This is a genomic window from Mesorhizobium sp. BR1-1-4 (assembly GCF_020165375.1).
Classification (GTDB): Bacteria; Pseudomonadota; Alphaproteobacteria; order Rhizobiales; family Rhizobiaceae; genus Mesorhizobium; species Mesorhizobium australicum.
In genome coordinates this window covers 614041-628892 of sequence record NZ_JAIUIB010000001.1, presented here as the reverse complement: position 1 = coordinate 628892, position 14852 = coordinate 614041, and the positions used below count along the sequence as shown (strand labels likewise).

16 protein-coding genes are annotated in these 14852 nt (G+C 65.6%); 7 read left to right on the top strand and 9 right to left on the bottom strand.

The window, feature by feature from the left end; genetic code table 11:
• Nucleotides 1-128: 128 nt before the first annotated feature.
• The 3 genes from LB571_RS03120 to LB571_RS03110 form a co-directional block, all read right to left on the bottom strand.
• Entirely contained in the window at nucleotides 129-512 is a 384-nt protein-coding gene (locus LB571_RS03120) for a DUF1850 domain-containing protein (protein ID WP_140618416.1), read from the bottom strand.
• A 76-nt stretch (nucleotides 513-588) separates the two neighbouring features.
• Nucleotides 589-2694 (bottom strand): TRAP transporter permease, encoded by a 2106-nt coding sequence (locus tag LB571_RS03115; RefSeq protein WP_015314784.1) that lies wholly within the window; start codon nucleotides 2692-2694, stop codon nucleotides 589-591.
• 69 nt (nucleotides 2695-2763) lie between these two features.
• Complete coding sequence (locus tag LB571_RS03110) at nucleotides 2764-3723, bottom strand: TAXI family TRAP transporter solute-binding subunit (RefSeq protein WP_224592180.1); 960 nt, start codon at nucleotides 3721-3723, stop codon at nucleotides 2764-2766.
• 256 nt (nucleotides 3724-3979) lie between these two features.
• On the opposite strand from LB571_RS03110, the gene LB571_RS03105 reads away from it, so the two are divergent.
• Both LB571_RS03105 and LB571_RS03100 read left to right on the top strand, forming a co-directional pair.
• Nucleotides 3980-4348 (top strand): YciI family protein, encoded by a 369-nt coding sequence (locus LB571_RS03105; protein WP_015314786.1) that lies wholly within the window; start codon nucleotides 3980-3982, stop codon nucleotides 4346-4348.
• Nucleotides 4349-4355: 7 nt separating this feature from the next.
• The gene (locus LB571_RS03100; protein ID WP_224592251.1) at nucleotides 4356-5600 is read left to right on the top strand and encodes an RNA polymerase sigma factor; all 1245 of its coding nucleotides are present in this window, start codon (nucleotides 4356-4358) and stop codon (nucleotides 5598-5600) included.
• 9 nt (nucleotides 5601-5609) lie between these two features.
• On the opposite strand, the gene LB571_RS03095 is transcribed toward LB571_RS03100, so the two are convergent.
• From LB571_RS03095 to hrcA, 6 genes are all read right to left on the bottom strand, one after another.
• Complete coding sequence (locus tag LB571_RS03095; RefSeq protein ID WP_224592179.1) at nucleotides 5610-6236, bottom strand: glutathione S-transferase family protein; 627 nt, start codon at nucleotides 6234-6236, stop codon at nucleotides 5610-5612.
• A 159-nt stretch (nucleotides 6237-6395) separates the two neighbouring features.
• Complete coding sequence (cysK, locus tag LB571_RS03090) at nucleotides 6396-7376, bottom strand: cysteine synthase A (RefSeq protein WP_140712085.1); 981 nt, start codon at nucleotides 7374-7376, stop codon at nucleotides 6396-6398.
• Nucleotides 7377-7553: 177 nt separating this feature from the next.
• On the bottom strand, nucleotides 7554-8171 hold the full coding sequence (locus LB571_RS03085; RefSeq protein WP_140618139.1) for a LysE family translocator: 618 nt from the start codon (nucleotides 8169-8171) through the stop codon (nucleotides 7554-7556).
• A gap of 115 nt (nucleotides 8172-8286) precedes the next feature.
• Nucleotides 8287-9630: a PQQ-dependent sugar dehydrogenase gene (locus LB571_RS03080; RefSeq protein WP_224592177.1), complete on the bottom strand. Its 1344-nt coding sequence runs from the start codon at nucleotides 9628-9630 to the stop codon at nucleotides 8287-8289.
• Nucleotides 9631-9735: 105 nt separating this feature from the next.
• Nucleotides 9736-9933, bottom strand: coding sequence for a hypothetical protein (locus LB571_RS03075; protein ID WP_015314792.1), 198 nt, complete (start codon nucleotides 9931-9933; stop codon nucleotides 9736-9738).
• 103 nt (nucleotides 9934-10036) lie between these two features.
• Complete coding sequence (gene hrcA, locus LB571_RS03070) at nucleotides 10037-11119, bottom strand: heat-inducible transcriptional repressor HrcA (protein WP_015314793.1); 1083 nt, start codon at nucleotides 11117-11119, stop codon at nucleotides 10037-10039.
• A gap of 155 nt (nucleotides 11120-11274) precedes the next feature.
• Here hrcA and rph point away from each other — a divergent pair, with 155 nt between their 5' ends.
• The 5 genes from rph to LB571_RS03045 all read left to right on the top strand — a co-directional run bounded on the left by rph (nucleotide 11275) and on the right by LB571_RS03045 (nucleotide 14764).
• On the top strand, nucleotides 11275-11991 hold the full coding sequence (rph, locus tag LB571_RS03065) for a ribonuclease PH (RefSeq protein WP_015314794.1): 717 nt from the start codon (nucleotides 11275-11277) through the stop codon (nucleotides 11989-11991).
• 183 nt (nucleotides 11992-12174) lie between these two features.
• A complete protein-coding gene (locus LB571_RS03060) occupies nucleotides 12175-12585 on the top strand; it encodes a VOC family protein (RefSeq protein WP_224592175.1) in 411 nt (136 codons plus the stop codon).
• A complete protein-coding gene (rdgB, locus tag LB571_RS03055; RefSeq protein ID WP_224592173.1) occupies nucleotides 12585-13262 on the top strand; it encodes an RdgB/HAM1 family non-canonical purine NTP pyrophosphatase in 678 nt (225 codons plus the stop codon). Before LB571_RS03060 ends, rdgB begins: the two co-directional genes overlap by 1 nt.
• Nucleotides 13259-14437, top strand: a complete 1179-nt coding sequence (hemW, locus tag LB571_RS03050) for a radical SAM family heme chaperone HemW (protein WP_224592171.1) — start codon at nucleotides 13259-13261, stop codon at nucleotides 14435-14437. The genes rdgB and hemW overlap by 4 nt, the downstream gene beginning before the upstream one ends.
• A gap of 3 nt (nucleotides 14438-14440) precedes the next feature.
• On the top strand, nucleotides 14441-14764 hold the full coding sequence (locus LB571_RS03045) for a low molecular weight protein tyrosine phosphatase family protein (RefSeq protein WP_015314798.1): 324 nt from the start codon (nucleotides 14441-14443) through the stop codon (nucleotides 14762-14764).
• Nucleotides 14765-14852: the final 88 nt, after the last annotated feature.

Sequence of the window (14852 nt, the reverse complement as noted above, 5' to 3'; positions counted from 1 at the left end):
AGGCTAGCGTGACCGCGCGTCCGCGGACGAGCCATCCCACGCAAGCCGTCCCTCTGAACCCTTCGGTGCAGCCGCTGATCCTCTTCGAGAGCGTCGCGCCTGGTTGCGGCCAATCGGATGAATGCGCGCTACCGCGGCCGGCTCAAGCGATCGGCCACACAGGGTTGGAGCACAATCGCGCCGCCCGCCGCCTTACCCAGTTCGCGGCAATCCTGGGACGTGCACAGCGTCCAGCCACCGGCCGTCGCGCCGGAGGCCGCCAGCACGAGACGGGGCTGCGGCCCGACCTTGGGCGAATAGGCCCACCAGCCATCCTTCAGCACCGCACCTTCCGGCGGCTCCATGCCGGCACCTGAGCCTTTGATACGGGCCTCGACCACTTGCAGGCCGGAGGGCGTCACCTTCCAGTCTTCCTCCCAGCGCGTCCGCTCCACCGAATGCGCCCAGGACAATGTGAAGGCGGCAACGCCGAGCGTCACGCTCTTGCCGGCGGCGAGGATGCACAGGCTCATGCGGTTTCTCGCCTGAGCAGGATCGCCGCCGCCAGCCGGGTGCCGCTTTTTGCGTTCGCCGACCTTCGCTTCGGGATCATGCCCTGGCCGGCGCCTGCCGGGCACGCCAGACATGCCAGCCGATCCAGGCCAGCGACAGCGCCCAGCCGGTCTCGTCGGTCAGCGGCACCGCCGCCACCAGCAGCACGCCGGCGGCGAAGGCGACCAGCCGTTCCCACCAGGCCATGCGCGTGGCAAGGAAGCCGACGGCGGCGGCGCCCCACAGCACGATGCCCATGCAGGCCTTGAGAACGATGTAGGCGACCTCGACGGGATAACCGAACTGGGCGGCGATCGGTCCGGCGTCCTGCAGCATCAGCGCCGGCGTGTAGACCGCCATGAACGGAACGACGAAGCCGGCAATGGCTAGTTTTGTCGCCTGGATACCGATCTTGAGGCCACTCTCCTTGGCCATGGGTGCGGCGGCAAAGGCGGCCAGCGCCACCGGCGGCGTCAGGTCGGCCATGATGCCGAAATAGAAGACGAACATGTGGCTGACCACCAGCGGCACGCCGAGCGATAGCAGCGCCGGCCCGGCCAGCGACGAGGTGATGATGTAGTTGGGGATGGTCGGGATGCCCATGCCGAGCACCAGGCAGGTCAGCATGGTCAGCACCAGCGACAGGAACAGATTGTTCTCGCCGATCGAGATGATCCAGCCGATGAAGGTCGAGGCGATGCCGGTCAGCGTCAGGGTGCCAATGACGATGCCGACGATGGCGCAGGCAATGCCGACCGGCAGCGCGTTCTTGGCGCCTTCGGCAAGCGAATCGATGCAGATCCGCAGCGTCTCGCGGCCACCCCTGAAGGCAAGGCAGGCAATGACGAGTGCGGCGATGACAAGGCTGAGGATGTTGACGCCGAATTTCATGAAGGAGGCGGCGGCAAGCCCCAGCGCCAGCCAGAAGACGACGCGGAAGGCGAGCGGCCCGATCAGCGCCGCCAGCGGCGTGCCGAGGATCAGCACGATGGTCAGCGCCAGGCCCATCGTACCGGCGAAGACCGGCGTGTAGCCGGCGAACAGCAGATAGATCAGCGCCGCCAGCGGCAGCACCAGCGGCCAGTGCTGTCGCACGGCGTCCCAGGGGTTGGGCAGGTCCGCCTTGGCCATGCCGCTCAGGCCGGCCTTGCCTGCCTCCAGATGCACCTGCCAGAAACAGGCGCCGAAATAGAGCAGCGCCGGGATGATGGCCGCCTTGACCACGTCGGCATAGGGGATGTTCAGCGTCTCGGCCATGATGAAGGCGACCGCGCCCATCACCGGCGGCATGATCTGGCCGCCCATCGATGAGGTCGCCTCGACGGCGCCGGCAAAGGCCGAGCGGAAGCCGAAGCGCTTCATCAAGGGAATCGTGAACTGGCCGCTGGCCACCACATTGGCGACGCCGGAACCGGAAATGGTGCCCATCAGCGCCGAGGACAGCACGCAGACCTGCGCCGGGCCGCCGCGCCAGGTGCCGACCAGGCCGAGCGCGAAATCGTTGAACAGCGCGATCATTCCGGCGCGCTCCAGGAAGGCGGCAAAGACGACGAAGATGAAAATATAGGCGGCCGAGACATAGATCGGCGTGCCGTAAATGCCTTCGGTGCCGTAGGCGAAGGTGTCGACCAGCTGGGCGAAGTCATAGCCGCGATGGATGAAGGGCGGCGGCAGATGATTGCCGACGAAGCAATAGGCGAGAAAGATGAAGGCGATGGCCGCCAGCGGCAGTCCCATCAGCCGGCGCGCCGCCTCGAAGACCAGCACCACCAGCACCGCGCCGACGATCAGGTCCGGCGTGGTGAGGAAGCCGGAGCGCCGGATGAGGTCGGTATAGAACACCCAATTGTACAGGCCGGTGCCGAAGCCGAGCACGCCCAGCGTCCAGAACGCGGCCTTGGCCGGCAGGTTGGTGGCGCGCAGATTGGCGATCAGGCCGAAGCCGAGCAGCAGCAGGAAGCCGACATGCATGGCCCGCACCACCTGGCTCGGCAGGCTGCCATAGGCGGCGATGTAGATCTGGAAGGCGGAAAAAGCGACCGCGATGGCGAAGGCCGCCTTGCCGGCGATGCCGTCGCCGAAACCCGGCGGCAGTCCTTCTACCTGCTCTTCGGCGACGGGGAGATGGAAGGTGGAGGATTTGCCGTCGACTGCTTCGCTCATCCGACGCACTCCAAAATGAGCGAATGATAGTGCGAGGCGCGTCGCGAAGACATCTCAGATAGTCCTCGCCTACTTCAGCAGCCCCTTCTCCTTGTAATACCGCTCCGCGCCCGGATGCAGCGGCACCGGCATGCCGTCGAGGGCCTTGGCCGGGTCGATCGCCTTGGCGGCGGCGTGCGCGGCGGCAAGCTGGTCGAGATGCTCGAACATCTGCTTGGTCATCTGGTAGGCGGTCTCATCCGAGACATCGGCACGGGTGATGAGGAAGTTGCCGACGGCGGCTGTCGCGACATCCTCTGCCTGGCCCTCATAGGTGCCCTTGGGAATGACCACCGACAGATAGGGCGAGCCGATCTTGGCGACGTCTTCGGCCGGCACCGCAACGACATTGATCGGCAGCGAGGTGGCGAGATCGCGGATCGAGGCGACGCCCAGCCCGGCCGATTGCAGCGTGGCGTCGAGCTGGCGGTTCTTGATCAGCTCGACCGATTCGGCGAAGGGCAGATATTCGACGCGGCCGAGGTCCTCGTATTTCAGCCCGGCGGCGGCGAAGATGGCCCGCGCGTTGAGCTCGGTGCCCGATGCCGGCGCGCCGACCGACAAGCTCTTGCCCTTGAGGTCGGCGAGCGTCTTGATGCCGGATTCCTGGCTGGCGACGATCTGGATGTAATTGGGATAGATGGCGGCGATGCCGCGCAGCTTGTCCAGCTTGCCGGGGAAGCCGGCCTCGGCATTGCCCTCGGCGGCCATCTTGACGGAATCGCCGAGCGCGAACGCGATCTCGCCCTTGCCCTGCTGCAGGAGGTTGAGGTTCTCGACCGAGGCCTTGGTCGCCTGCACCTGGGTGCGGGCGCCCTCGATGCCCTTGCCGTAGATTTCCGACAGTGCCACGCCGAGCGGATAATAGACGCCCGAAGTGCCGCCGGTCAGCACATTGATGAATTCCTGCGCGGTGGCAGACACCGCGCCAAGGCCAAGGGAAAGCGCCATCGCGCCGGCAGCAATAAACCTCTTTCTGAAATTCAACATCCGGTTTCCTCCCTGAAATATTGGCCGCATCGCCTCCCTGACGCGAACCGGGCGAGTTTAGACAGCGGAGGAGAAATGCCAACCCGCAATTCCGCTCGTTAGACGAATGGTTGAGAGTGTCGCCAAACATATGCCCGCTTGCACAAGGCGCGGCCGGAGCCGAAAGTTTTTCCAGCGCCTGTCGAAATCGGCCAAGGTCGCGCGACATACGTTCGGCCCGCAACGAAGCGGCCTTCGAAACCACGGGAGAAGACCCATGCGATACATGCTTATGATTTACGCCGACGAAGCCGCGATGGCGAACGTGCCGACCGAGGCGACCTATCAGATGAGCGCCGCCTATGACGCCTACACGGAAGCGCTGAAGAAGTCCGGCACCTGGCTGGCCGGCGACAGGCTGCGCCCGAGCCAGGCGACCACCCTGGTCCGGATGACTGACGGCAAGACCAGCGTGCTCGACGGCCCCTATGCCGACACCAAGGAGCAGCTTGCCGGCTTCTACATGATCGAGGCCGAGGACGCCGACGCCGCGATCGCCTGGGCGGCGCGCTGTCCGGCGGCCAGCACCGGGACTGTCGAGGTGCGACCGATCTGGGAAATGGCCGACTATCTGCCCAGGAAATGACGGCGTGATGGACACACGCCCCGAAATTGCCCGGGTGGCCGCCGAGACGGCCGCCCGGCAGAGCTACGGCAAGCTGGTCGCCTGGCTGGCGGCGCGCACGCGCGACGTGGCTGCCGCGGAGGATGCTCTGGCCGACGCCTTTGCGGCGGCGCTTGAACGCTGGCCGCGCACCGGCGTGCCGGAAAAGCCGGAAGCCTGGTTGCTCGCGGTGGCAAGGCGGCGGCGTGTCGATGCGGTGCGGCGGCGGCTGACCGGCGAAGCCGGCCGCGACCATCTCAAGCTGATTGCCGAGGAGGCGGAGGCGCGCATGACCGATGAGGACCTGCCCGACGAACGATTGCGGCTGATGTTCGCCTGCGCCCATCCGGCGATCGAACCCGGCGTGCGGGCGCCGCTGATCCTTCAGACCATCCTCGGCTTCGATGCCGCGACGATCGCATCCGCCTTCCTGCTCTCGCCGTCAACGATGGGACAGCGGCTGGTGCGCGCCAAGAGCCGCATCCGCGAGACCGGCATTCCGTTCCGCGTGCCGGAGCGAGCCGAACTCGGTGAAAGGCTGGACGCCGTGCTGGAGGCGATCTACGCCGCTTTCGCCGAGGGCTGGTCCGACCCCGCCGGTACAGAGACGCGGCGCCGAAACCTCGCCACCGAAGGTATCTGGCTCGGCCGGCTGGTGGCCTCGCTGCTGCCGGACGAGCCGGAAGCGCTGGGCCTGCTGGCTCTGATGCTGTTCGCCGAGGCGCGCCGCGCCGCGCGTCGCGACACGGCCGGAGAGTATGTGCCGCTCGCCGAGCAGGACCATGCACTGTGGGATCACGCCCTGGTCGACGAGGCCGAAGCGCTGCTCCGCCGTGCCGCCACCATGGGCACGATCGGCCGCTATCAGCTCGAGGCGGCGGTCCAGTCGGCGCATGTGGCGCGACGGCTGAGCGGCCGCACCGACTGGGCGGCGATCCGCGCGCTCTACGAAGCGCTGTTTTCGATCGCGGGATCACCGGTCGTGGCGATCAACCGCGCGGTGGCGATCGCCGAGACCGAGGGCGCGGTGGCGGGGTTGGCGGCTCTTTACGTGCTGGGAGACGACAAGCGGCTCAATGACTACCAGCCCTACTGGGCCGCGCGGGCCGGCCTGCTGGCCAGGCTCGGCCAGGCACCGCAGGCGCTCGAAGCCTATGATCGGGCGATCGGCCTCGAGCGCGATCCGGCGGTGCGCCGCTTCCTGCAGGCAAGACGCGCCGCGCTCATACAGTGAAGTGTCCGCTCAGGCCGGCCACATTTCGTGCGACGTGTTGAGCGTCTCCATGAGCGGATGCTCGCGCAACCGCGCCCACAGGCGTTCGATACCGGGCCAGGCCGCCCGCGCCATGTCGATGTCGGGATGCCAAGCCACCAGCATGACGAGATAGATGTCGGCCAGCGACATCTGATCGCCGGCGAGCCAGTCGCGGTTGCGCAAGGCTGCATCGACGACGGCAAACCCGCGGTCCATCTCGGCGACCGCCGCCTGTTTCACCGCCTTCGTGCCCTCGGCATCCGTCGTGTAGCGATGGGCGTAGTAGAGCCGCAGCATCGCCGGGTAGAGCACCGAGGACATGAACGCCATCCAGCGCAGGAACTCCGCGCGCGCCGGTTCATCGGCGGTCGGCGCCAGGCCGGCTTGCGGGTGGCGCTCGGCGAGCAGGATGCAGATCGCCGCCGATTCGGTGACCGAGCGTCCGTCCGGCAAGGTCAGCACCGGCACCTGGTTCAACGGGCTGATGGCGAGGAAGGCCGGATCGGGCGCCTCGCTCTTCAGCACGTCGATCTGCTGGAAAGGCGCATCGATCAGCGCCAGCGCCGCCTCGACGACAAAGCCGCCGCTGCCCGGACGCGTGTAGAGCTTGTACATGAAATCCTCCCCCCGGCCCGAACCAGGGCGCGCTCGAGATTTGCACCGGAAGCAGGGGCTACTCAAGTCGGGTAAGGACTCCACGGCAGGTTTTTCAACGGGCCAGGCTCAGGACGCTAAACAAGCTACGTTAGCGCTGCTGTTCTTGGGTATCGAAGCCTAAGCTCCCAGCCCCTCGAACAGGATCGTCGACAGATACCGCTCGGCGAAATCGGGGATGACCACGACCAGGGTCTTGCCCTTGTTCTCGGGCCGCGAGCCGACGACGATGGCCGCCTGCAGGGCCGCGCCCGAGGAGATGCCGACCGGCACGCCTTCGAGGCGGGCGATGAGGCGCGCATTGGCGACCGAATCCTCGTTCGAGACCTTAACGATCTCGTCATAGACCGTGGTGTCGAGGATTTTTGGCGCGAAGCCGGCGCCGATGCCCTGGATCTTGTGCGGGCCGGGCTGGCCGCCCGACAGGACCGGCGAAGCATCCGGCTCGACGGCGACGACATGCAGCGCGGGCTGGCGCTTCTTCAAAACCTGGCCGACGCCGGTGATGGTGCCGCCAGTGCCGATGCCGGCGATGAAGATGTCGATCCCGCCCTGGGTGTCGTTCCAGATTTCCTCCGCCGTCGTCTTGCGATGGATCTCTGGATTGGCCGGGTTTTCGAACTGCTGCGGAATGATGGCGTTGGGGATCGTCGCGGCCAGTTCGTCGGCCTTGGCGATGGCGCCCTTCATGCCTTTCGGGCCTTCGGTCAGCACCAGTTCGGCGCCGAGCAGCGCCAGCATCTTGCGGCGCTCGACCGACATTGTCTCCGGCATGGTCAGGATCAGCTTGTAGCCCTTGGCGGCGGCGGCGAAGGCGAGCGCGATGCCGGTGTTGCCGGATGTCGGTTCGATCAGCGTGGTCTTGCCGGGGGCAATCTTGCCGGCCGCTTCCAGCGCCTCGATCATCGCTACGCCGATACGGTCCTTGACCGAGGCGATCGGATTGAAGAATTCGAGCTTGGCGACCAGATTGGCGACGATGCCCTTCTCCTTGGCGAACTTGTCGAGCCGTACCAAGGGCGTGTCGCCGATCGTGTCGGTGATGGAATCGTAGATGCGGCCGCGGCCGGGTACGCGGGCTGAAGTGACGGGCTTGTTCATTGGTTTCGCTCCCTGGATTTCAGGCAATTGGCAGTAGCCGACAGAATAGGGCTTTCAACCGCGCAAGATAGGCTGCGGCTGGAAAATATCCGAGTGGGGCGCGTGCTGAAAACGCCTGGCACTCGGAAAAGCATTTCCCGAAACAGCCGCGCCAGGGAATGGTTTGGCCGAAACGACCTACTGGCGAGCGGCGATCGCCGCCGCCGCGCCAACCATGAAGGCGCCGGCAGTGCGGTTCAGCACCTTCAGCGCGCGCGGCGACTTCAGGAACCAGCGCGCCTTGGCCGCCAGCGCCAGGTAGGGCACCAGCACGACGAACAGGACGACGACCGTCAGAGCGACGAGAATGCCGTAATCGGCAAGCGTGATCGTCTTCAGGTCGACGATGGTCGGCGTGATGGCGAGGTAGAAGATCATCGTCTTGGGGTTGCCGAGCGTCACGGTGAGGCCGGCGACGAAGCTCGACAGCAAGCCGCCCTTTCCCTTCCTGGCTTCGACGGTTTCAGGTGTGATGCCGGCGGTCCAGAAGCGCCAGCCGAGGAAAGCCAGGTAGGCGACGCCGGCCCATTTGATGGCCAGGAAAACCATGCCGAACTCCTGCGCGACGAAGGCGAGGCCCAGCACCACGGCGGTCAGGTAGGTGAGATCGCCCAGCATGAGTCCGAAGGACATGGCCAGCGACGAGCGAAAGCCCGAGCCCAGCGCACGCGCGACCAGCGCGGTGATGCCGGGGCCAGGAATGGCGGCGGCGATACCGAGTGCGGCACTATAGGCGAGGAATCCGGTGAGGGTCATGGCGCTGGCGTCCAAGGGCAGTCGCGCCCTTGTCGCACGAGGCGGCCTCGGGGAGAACGCCCTGAGCGCGAAATTCGCTTGCACCAGACGGCATGGCCCGGTTCGCAAGGAAGGGTCAGGAGCGGTCGCCGCTATAAGTCACGCGCCAGATCGTGCCGTTGCCGTCCTCGGAGACGATCAAGGATCCGTCGCCGGCCGCCGCAACGCCGACCGGGCGGCCCCACACCTCGCCATTGGAAACGACGAAGCCGGTCATGAAATCCTCGTATTCGCCGGTTGGCTTGCCGTCCTTGAACAGAAGCCGGACCACCTTGTAGCCGGTCCTGTTGCCGCGGTCCCACGAACCGTGCAGGGCAACGAACGCGTCGCCTCGATACGCCTGGGGAAATCCGGTGTCGGCGGGCAAATCCTTGCCATCGTAGAAGGCGATGTTGAGCGGCGCCGAATGCGCCTGCATCAGCACGTCGGGACTGTCAGCCTTGCCGGCGAGATCGGACCGCTCGCCCCTGTGGCGCGGGTCCTCATTGTCGCCGATATAATACCAGGGCCAGCCATAGAAGGCGCCTTCCCTGACCGATGTCGCGTATTCGGCGGGCACATTGTCGCCGAGCCCGTCGCGCTCGTTGACGACACACCATAGCGCGCCGGTCGCCGGCTGGACGGTCATGCCCGAACAGTTGCGCAAGCCGGTGGCGACTGTGCGGCCGTTCTTGCCGTCGGGATCGAAGGCCCGGACCTCGGCCCGGCCCGCCTCGGAACCCCAACTGGCGCCGAGCGGCTTAGCCTTGACCCAGGCGTCGAGCCCGCCCCTGGGCCTCTTGCCCATGTCCTCGGCGACATTCGAGCCGGAGCCGACGGAAAGATAAAGTGTCTTGCCGTCGGGCGAGAAGGCGATGTCGCGGGTCCAGTGGTGGGTCGAAGGAATGTCGGCGACGATGGTTTGCGGCTCGCCCGAGGCCTTCAGGTCGCCATTGCCGTAGGCAAAACGCACGATGCTGTCGCTGTTGGCGACGTAGACCCATTGCGGGTCCTTGCCCGGGGGATAGAAGGCAATGCCATAGGGCCGGTTGAGACCGCCGGCAAAGATGCTTTTCTCAGCGGCTTTCGCGCTGCCCTTCGCCAGGCGATAGACGCGGAGCTGGTTGGCCTTGCTGTCGGCAACGAACAGGTCGCCGTTGGGTGCGATGCGCACGACGCGCGGATTGTCGATCCCCGAGGCGATCAACTCGGCCGAAAACCCCGGCGGCAAATGCGGCTTTGCGTCCGCCGGCATGTCGATCACGCCGGCGCTGTTGGAGGCGGATTTGGTGACATAGGGTTTCGGCAGGTCTTCCGGCTTGATCAGCCGGCGCACGCCGGGCCTGTCCGCGCGCCAGTCGCCGAAGGCGGCCGGGCCCTTGAGCACAGGCTGGTCGGCTGGCTGGGCGAGCGCTGCGGTCGTGACAAACAGTGCGGACATCGCCAGTCCGGCTAATCGCATCACTTCCTCCAATCCGTCATGAAGGAAAGCAACGATCGGTTTGCCCGTGGGTTCCGTTGCGCACCATGCGCAAAACTTCTCGGGTCAGGTCCCGGCAGCGTAAAAATCGTCGTCCAGGCGTTTTTCCAATTCAACGAGATCGGCCGGCAATGGCAGGCCCATGGCGCGCATCTCGCGCAGTTTTTCGCGCAGCTGTTCCTGAATTTCGTGCTGGTCCTCCGGCTGGTTGACCATCTCCTCCAGCAGCAGACTGATCTGGGCCTTGAACGATTCCAGCGCCATTCTTTTTCTCCTTTGCAGCCTGTCTGGATTTACGGTCCCGCCAGGAAAGTCGTTCGCGGTCGAATTCCGGCATGGAAACCAAAGCAATAATTCCTCGGACTCCTTACCTCAGCATGCGGGAAATCAGCTGTGCCGTATAATCCACCATCGGCACGATGCGGGCATAGTTCAGCCTTGTCGGGCCGATGACGCCGAGCGCGCCGACGACGCGGGCGTCCTTGTCGCGATAGGGCGCCACCACCAGCGACGAGCCCGACAGCGAGAACAGCTTGTTTTCCGAGCCGATGAAGATGCGCACGCCCGATCCCTGCTCGGCGAGGTCGAGCAATTGGATCAGCCCGTCCTGCGTCTCCATGTCCTCGAACAGGTGGCGCAAGAGTTCGATGTCGGCCTGGGCGGTGACGTTTTCCAGCAGATTGGCGCGGCCGCGCACGATGAGCCGCGCCGGCAGGCCGCTTTCGGCCCCCGCCCACACCGCAAGCCCCTTCTCGACGAGGTCCTGCGACAGCGTGTCGAGGGCGGCTCTCGTCTCTTCCTTGATGCGGGCGATCTCGGTGCGCGCCTCGGCCAGCGTGCGGCCACGGATATGCGCATTGAGGAAATTCGAGGCCTCGTGCAGTTGCGAGACGGTGATGCCGGCGGGCAGCTCGACGACACGGTTTTCGACATCGCCATTCTGCGATACCAGCACGGCAAGCGCCTTGGTCGGCTCCAGCTGGATGAATTCGATATGCTTGAGCGCCACCTCGTTCTTGGCCGCCAGCACCAGGCCGGCGCCGCGCGACATGCCCGACAGCATCTGGCTGGCCTCGGTCAGCATATGCTCCAGCGTCGCGCCGGAGCCGGAGGCCCGCACCTGCGCCTCGATGGTGCGGCGCTCCTCGTCGGAGAGGTCGCCAAGCTCCATGAAGGCATCGACGAAGAAACGCAGGCCAGCCTGGGTCGGCAGGCGCCCGGCCGAGATGTGCGGCGCGTAGATCAGCCCGAGATGCTCGAGGTCGCTCATCACGTTGCGGATGGTGGCGGGCGACAGCGAGGACGGCAGGATGCGCGACAGGCTGCGCGAGCCCACGGGTTCGCCGTCCCGCAGATAGGAATCGACGATGCGCCGGAAGATGTCGCGCGAGCGCATGTCGAGCGACTGAAGAGCCAGCGACTGCGAGGCGGGATCGACTGCCTTGGTCATTCGGCTAAAAACCTCCGGTTCAAGGATATAGACTTCGGTGGGCCGCGCGCAACCCGGTGTCTGTGTCGGGTCACCGCCCCTTTTCCTTTGCGCCGTGCCCTGCATGCGTCTAAAAGCCGGCCACGATTCAAAAAAATGACAAGAAAGCAGGCCGAATGCGCCCCTCCAAACGCCAATTCGACGAAATGCGCGCCATATCCTTCGAGCGCGGCGTCTCCAAGCATGCCGAAGGCTCGTGCCTGGTGAAGTTCGGCGACACGCATGTCCTGTGCACCGCCAGCCTCGAGGAAAAGGTGCCTGGCTGGATGCGCAATTCCGGCAAGGGCTGGGTGACGGCCGAATATGGCATGCTGCCGCGCTCGACAGGCGAGCGCATGCGCCGCGAGGCCTCCGCCGGCAAGCAGGGCGGCCGCACGCTGGAGATTCAGCGGCTGATCGGCCGTTCGCTGCGCGCCGTGGTCGACCTGCAGGCGCTGGGCGAACAGCAGATCACCGTCGACTGCGACGTCATCCAGGCCGATGGCGGCACCCGCACCGCTTCGATCACCGGCGGCTGGGTGGCGCTGTATGACTGCCTGCGCTGGATGGAAGCGCGGCAGATGGCCAGTGTTTCGAAAGTGCTGAAGGATCATGTCGCGGCGATTTCCTGCGGCATCCATGACGGCCAGCCGGTCATCGATCTCGATTATATCGAGGATTCCTCGGCCGGCACCGACGCCAATTTCGTCATGACCGGCAAGGGCGGCATCGTCGAGATCCAGGGCACCGCCGAGGGCGAGCCCTTCTCCGAAGAGCAGTTCGCGGCCTTGATGGGCCTGGCCAAGAAGGGCATTTCCCGGTTGGTCAGCCTGCAGCAGATGGCGGTGGCCTGAGTTTTCGATGCCGAGCCTGGGCGCCCCCCTCTGGCCTGCCGGCCATCTCCCCCGCAAGGGGGGAGATCGGATGTTGTCGAGAGCTTCGCCAATAATCAGCATAGAATACCACGAGCCGGCGCTCGCGCTGCCAATCTCCCTCCTTGCGGGGGAGATGGCCGGCAGGGCAGAGGGGGGCGCCTCGTGACACCCTCCGCCATTCTTGAATCCGCCCTCTATGTCACCGACCTCGCTGAAGCAGAGGTCTTCTACACCGATATCCTCGGCCTCACTCTCCTCGGCAAGGTCGACGGCCGCCACCTTTTCTTCCGCTGTGGCCCGGGCGTCCTGCTCGTCTTCAACGCCGAGGCGACCAGAATTCCGCCCGCGCCGGACGCAAGGCTGAAAGTGCCGCCGCACGGCACGGTTGGCGAAGGCCATCTGTGCTTTGCCGCAAACGCCGCTGAAATCGAGCTTTGGAAAACCCATCTCTTGGCGAAGAAAATCGCCGTCGAAAGCGAATTCGAATGGCCGCAAGGTGGCCGTTCGATCTATATACGCGACCCTTCGGGCAATTCGATCGAGTTCGCCGAGCCGAGAATCTGGGGCCTTTGATGCACTCGCCAAACCTCCATACGCTTGATGGCAAGAAGATCGTCGTCGCCAGCCACAATGAAGGCAAGCTGCGCGAATTCGCCGAGCTGATGGGACCGTTCGGCTTTGAGGCGAAATCAGCCAAGGCGTATGGCCTGCCCGAACCGGACGAAACCGGCACCACCTTCGAGGAAAACGCCTACATCAAGGCCTTTGCCGCCGCAAAGGCGACCGGCCTGCCGGCACTGTCGGACGATTCTGGCCTGTGTGTCGACGCGCTCGACGGCGCGCCCGGCGTCTATACCGCGAACTGGGCCGAGACACCAGACGGATCGCGCGATTTCGCCATAGCCATGCAGCGCACCGAAGTGGCGATGCAGGAAGTCGGCGCGGCCACGCCCGAGCGGCGCACGGGCCGCTTTGTCGCCGTCATCTGCCTCGCCTTTCCCGACGGCGAGGCCGAATATTATCGCGGCGAGGCCGAGGGCACGCTGGTCTGGCCGCCGCGCGGCGAGCTCGGCTTCGGCTACGATCCGGTGTTTTTGCCCAATGGCTTCGACAAGACCTTCGGCGAGATGAGCGCGGAGGAAAAGCACGGCTGGAAACCCGGCCAGGCGACGGCGCTGTCGCACCGCGCCCGCGCCTTCCAGAAATTCGCCCAAGCCCGGCTTGGTTCGGTGAGGCCTGGCTCGGCATGATCGGACCCGGCACCACCATGGCGCTCGACCGCGGTCCCGGCTTCGGCGTCTATGTCCATTGGCCGTTCTGCGCGGCCAAGTGCCCCTATTGCGACTTCAACAGCCATGTCCGCCACCAGCCGGTCGACCAGGAGCGCTTCGCCGCCGCCTTCGAGGCCGAGTTGGCAACGATGCGCCAGCGCACCGGGCCGCGCGAAGTGACCAGCATCTTCCTCGGCGGCGGCACGCCGTCGCTGATGAAGCCGGAAACCGTGGCCAGGGTTCTGGACGCCGTGGCTGGGAATTGGACGGTGCCTGATGGCATCGAGGTGACGCTCGAGGCCAATCCGTCCTCGGTCGAGGCGGAGCGGTTTCGCGGTTACCGGGCGGCGGGCGTCAACCGCGTCTCGCTTGGCGTGCAGGCGCTGAACGACAAGGATTTGCGCTTTCTCGGCCGGCTGCACAATGTAAGGGAAGCCTTGCACGCCATCGGGCTCGCGCGCGAAATCTTTCCGCGGCTCTCCTTCGACCTGATCTATGCGCGGCCCGGGCAGACGCCGGAGGATTGGCAGGCGGAACTCGAACAGGCGATCGGCCATGCCGCCGACCACCTGTCGCTCTACCAGCTGACCATCGAGGAAGGCACGCCCTTCCATGCGCTGCACGCGGCGAAGAAATTCGTCGTTCCCGACAACGACCACGCCGCCGATCTCTATGCACTGACGCAGGAAATCACGTCGGCGCACGGCCTGCCGGCCTACGAGATCTCCAACCACGCCAGGCCGGGGGCCGAGAGCCGGCACAATCTGACCTATTGGCGCTACGGCGAATATGTCGGCGTCGGCCCCGGCGCGCATGGCCGCTTCGTGGAGAACGGCCACCGTGTGGTGACCATCGCCGAACGGATGCCGGAGACCTGGGCCAATCTGGTCGAGGCCAAGGGCCATGGCATCACCGGCGGCGAGCTGCTGACGCGCTCCGAAGAGGCGGACGAATTTCTTTTGATGGGGCTGAGGCTCGCCGAAGGCATCGACCTCTCGCGCTACGAGGCCTTTTCCGGGCGCGAGCTGTCGAGCGCTCGGCTGTCGGTGCTGCAGGGCGAGGGGCTGGTGGCGCCGATCGGCAACGCCCGGCTGCGTGCCACGCCGGCCGGCATGATCGTGCTCGACGCCGTGGTGGCGGATTTGGCGCGCTAAACCTTGAAAAACGTCCTCTTCGTCTGCAGCCAGAACCGCTTGCGCAGCCCGACCGCCGAACAGGTGTTTTCCACGCGGCGCGACATCGAAGTCGCCTCGGCTGGCACCAATCATGACGCCGACACGCCGCTGACGCACGAGCTCGTCGGCTGGGCGGACATCATCTTTGTCATGGAGAAAACCCACCGGACGAAACTGCGGAAGCAATTCAAGGCCAGCCTGAAGGCGGCCAAGGTGATCTGCCTCGATATCCCCGACGATTATGAATTCATGGACCCGGAGCTGATCGCGCTTCTGAAGGCGCGCGTGTCCCGGTATCTGGACTGAGCGCTTGCGTTCGCCCCTTCGCCTTTGGCCGAACACCGTTGACCCCGAAGCCCATCTGCCCGAATTGTAGCCCCCGATCCTCCCGGCT

What these genes read in the sequence shown, in the direction of transcription:
- LB571_RS03105 (WP_015314786.1), top strand. Translation starts at nt 3,980, where the DNA reads ATGCGATACATGCTTATGATTTACGCCGACGAAGCCGCGATGGCGAAC.
- LB571_RS03100 (WP_224592251.1), top strand. Translation starts at nt 4,356, where the DNA reads ATGGACACACGCCCCGAAATTGCCCGGGTGGCCGCCGAGACGGCCGCC.
- LB571_RS03120 (WP_140618416.1), bottom strand. Translation starts at nt 512, where the DNA reads ATGAGCCTGTGCATCCTCGCCGCCGGCAAGAGCGTGACGCTCGGCGTT.
- LB571_RS03085 (WP_140618139.1), bottom strand. Translation starts at nt 8,171, where the DNA reads ATGACCCTCACCGGATTCCTCGCCTATAGTGCCGCACTCGGTATCGCC.
- rdgB (WP_224592173.1), top strand. Translation starts at nt 12,585, where the DNA reads ATGCACTCGCCAAACCTCCATACGCTTGATGGCAAGAAGATCGTCGTC.
- rph (WP_015314794.1), top strand. Translation starts at nt 11,275, where the DNA reads ATGCGCCCCTCCAAACGCCAATTCGACGAAATGCGCGCCATATCCTTC.
- LB571_RS03075 (WP_015314792.1), bottom strand. Translation starts at nt 9,933, where the DNA reads ATGGCGCTGGAATCGTTCAAGGCCCAGATCAGTCTGCTGCTGGAGGAG.
- hemW (WP_224592171.1), top strand. Translation starts at nt 13,259, where the DNA reads ATGATCGGACCCGGCACCACCATGGCGCTCGACCGCGGTCCCGGCTTC.
- LB571_RS03110 (WP_224592180.1), bottom strand. Translation starts at nt 3,723, where the DNA reads ATGTTGAATTTCAGAAAGAGGTTTATTGCTGCCGGCGCGATGGCGCTT.
- LB571_RS03080 (WP_224592177.1), bottom strand. Translation starts at nt 9,630, where the DNA reads ATGTCCGCACTGTTTGTCACGACCGCAGCGCTCGCCCAGCCAGCCGAC.
- LB571_RS03115 (WP_015314784.1), bottom strand. Translation starts at nt 2,694, where the DNA reads ATGAGCGAAGCAGTCGACGGCAAATCCTCCACCTTCCATCTCCCCGTC.
- cysK (WP_140712085.1), bottom strand. Translation starts at nt 7,376, where the DNA reads ATGAACAAGCCCGTCACTTCAGCCCGCGTACCCGGCCGCGGCCGCATC.
- LB571_RS03095 (WP_224592179.1), bottom strand. Translation starts at nt 6,236, where the DNA reads ATGTACAAGCTCTACACGCGTCCGGGCAGCGGCGGCTTTGTCGTCGAG.
- hrcA (WP_015314793.1), bottom strand. Translation starts at nt 11,119, where the DNA reads ATGACCAAGGCAGTCGATCCCGCCTCGCAGTCGCTGGCTCTTCAGTCG.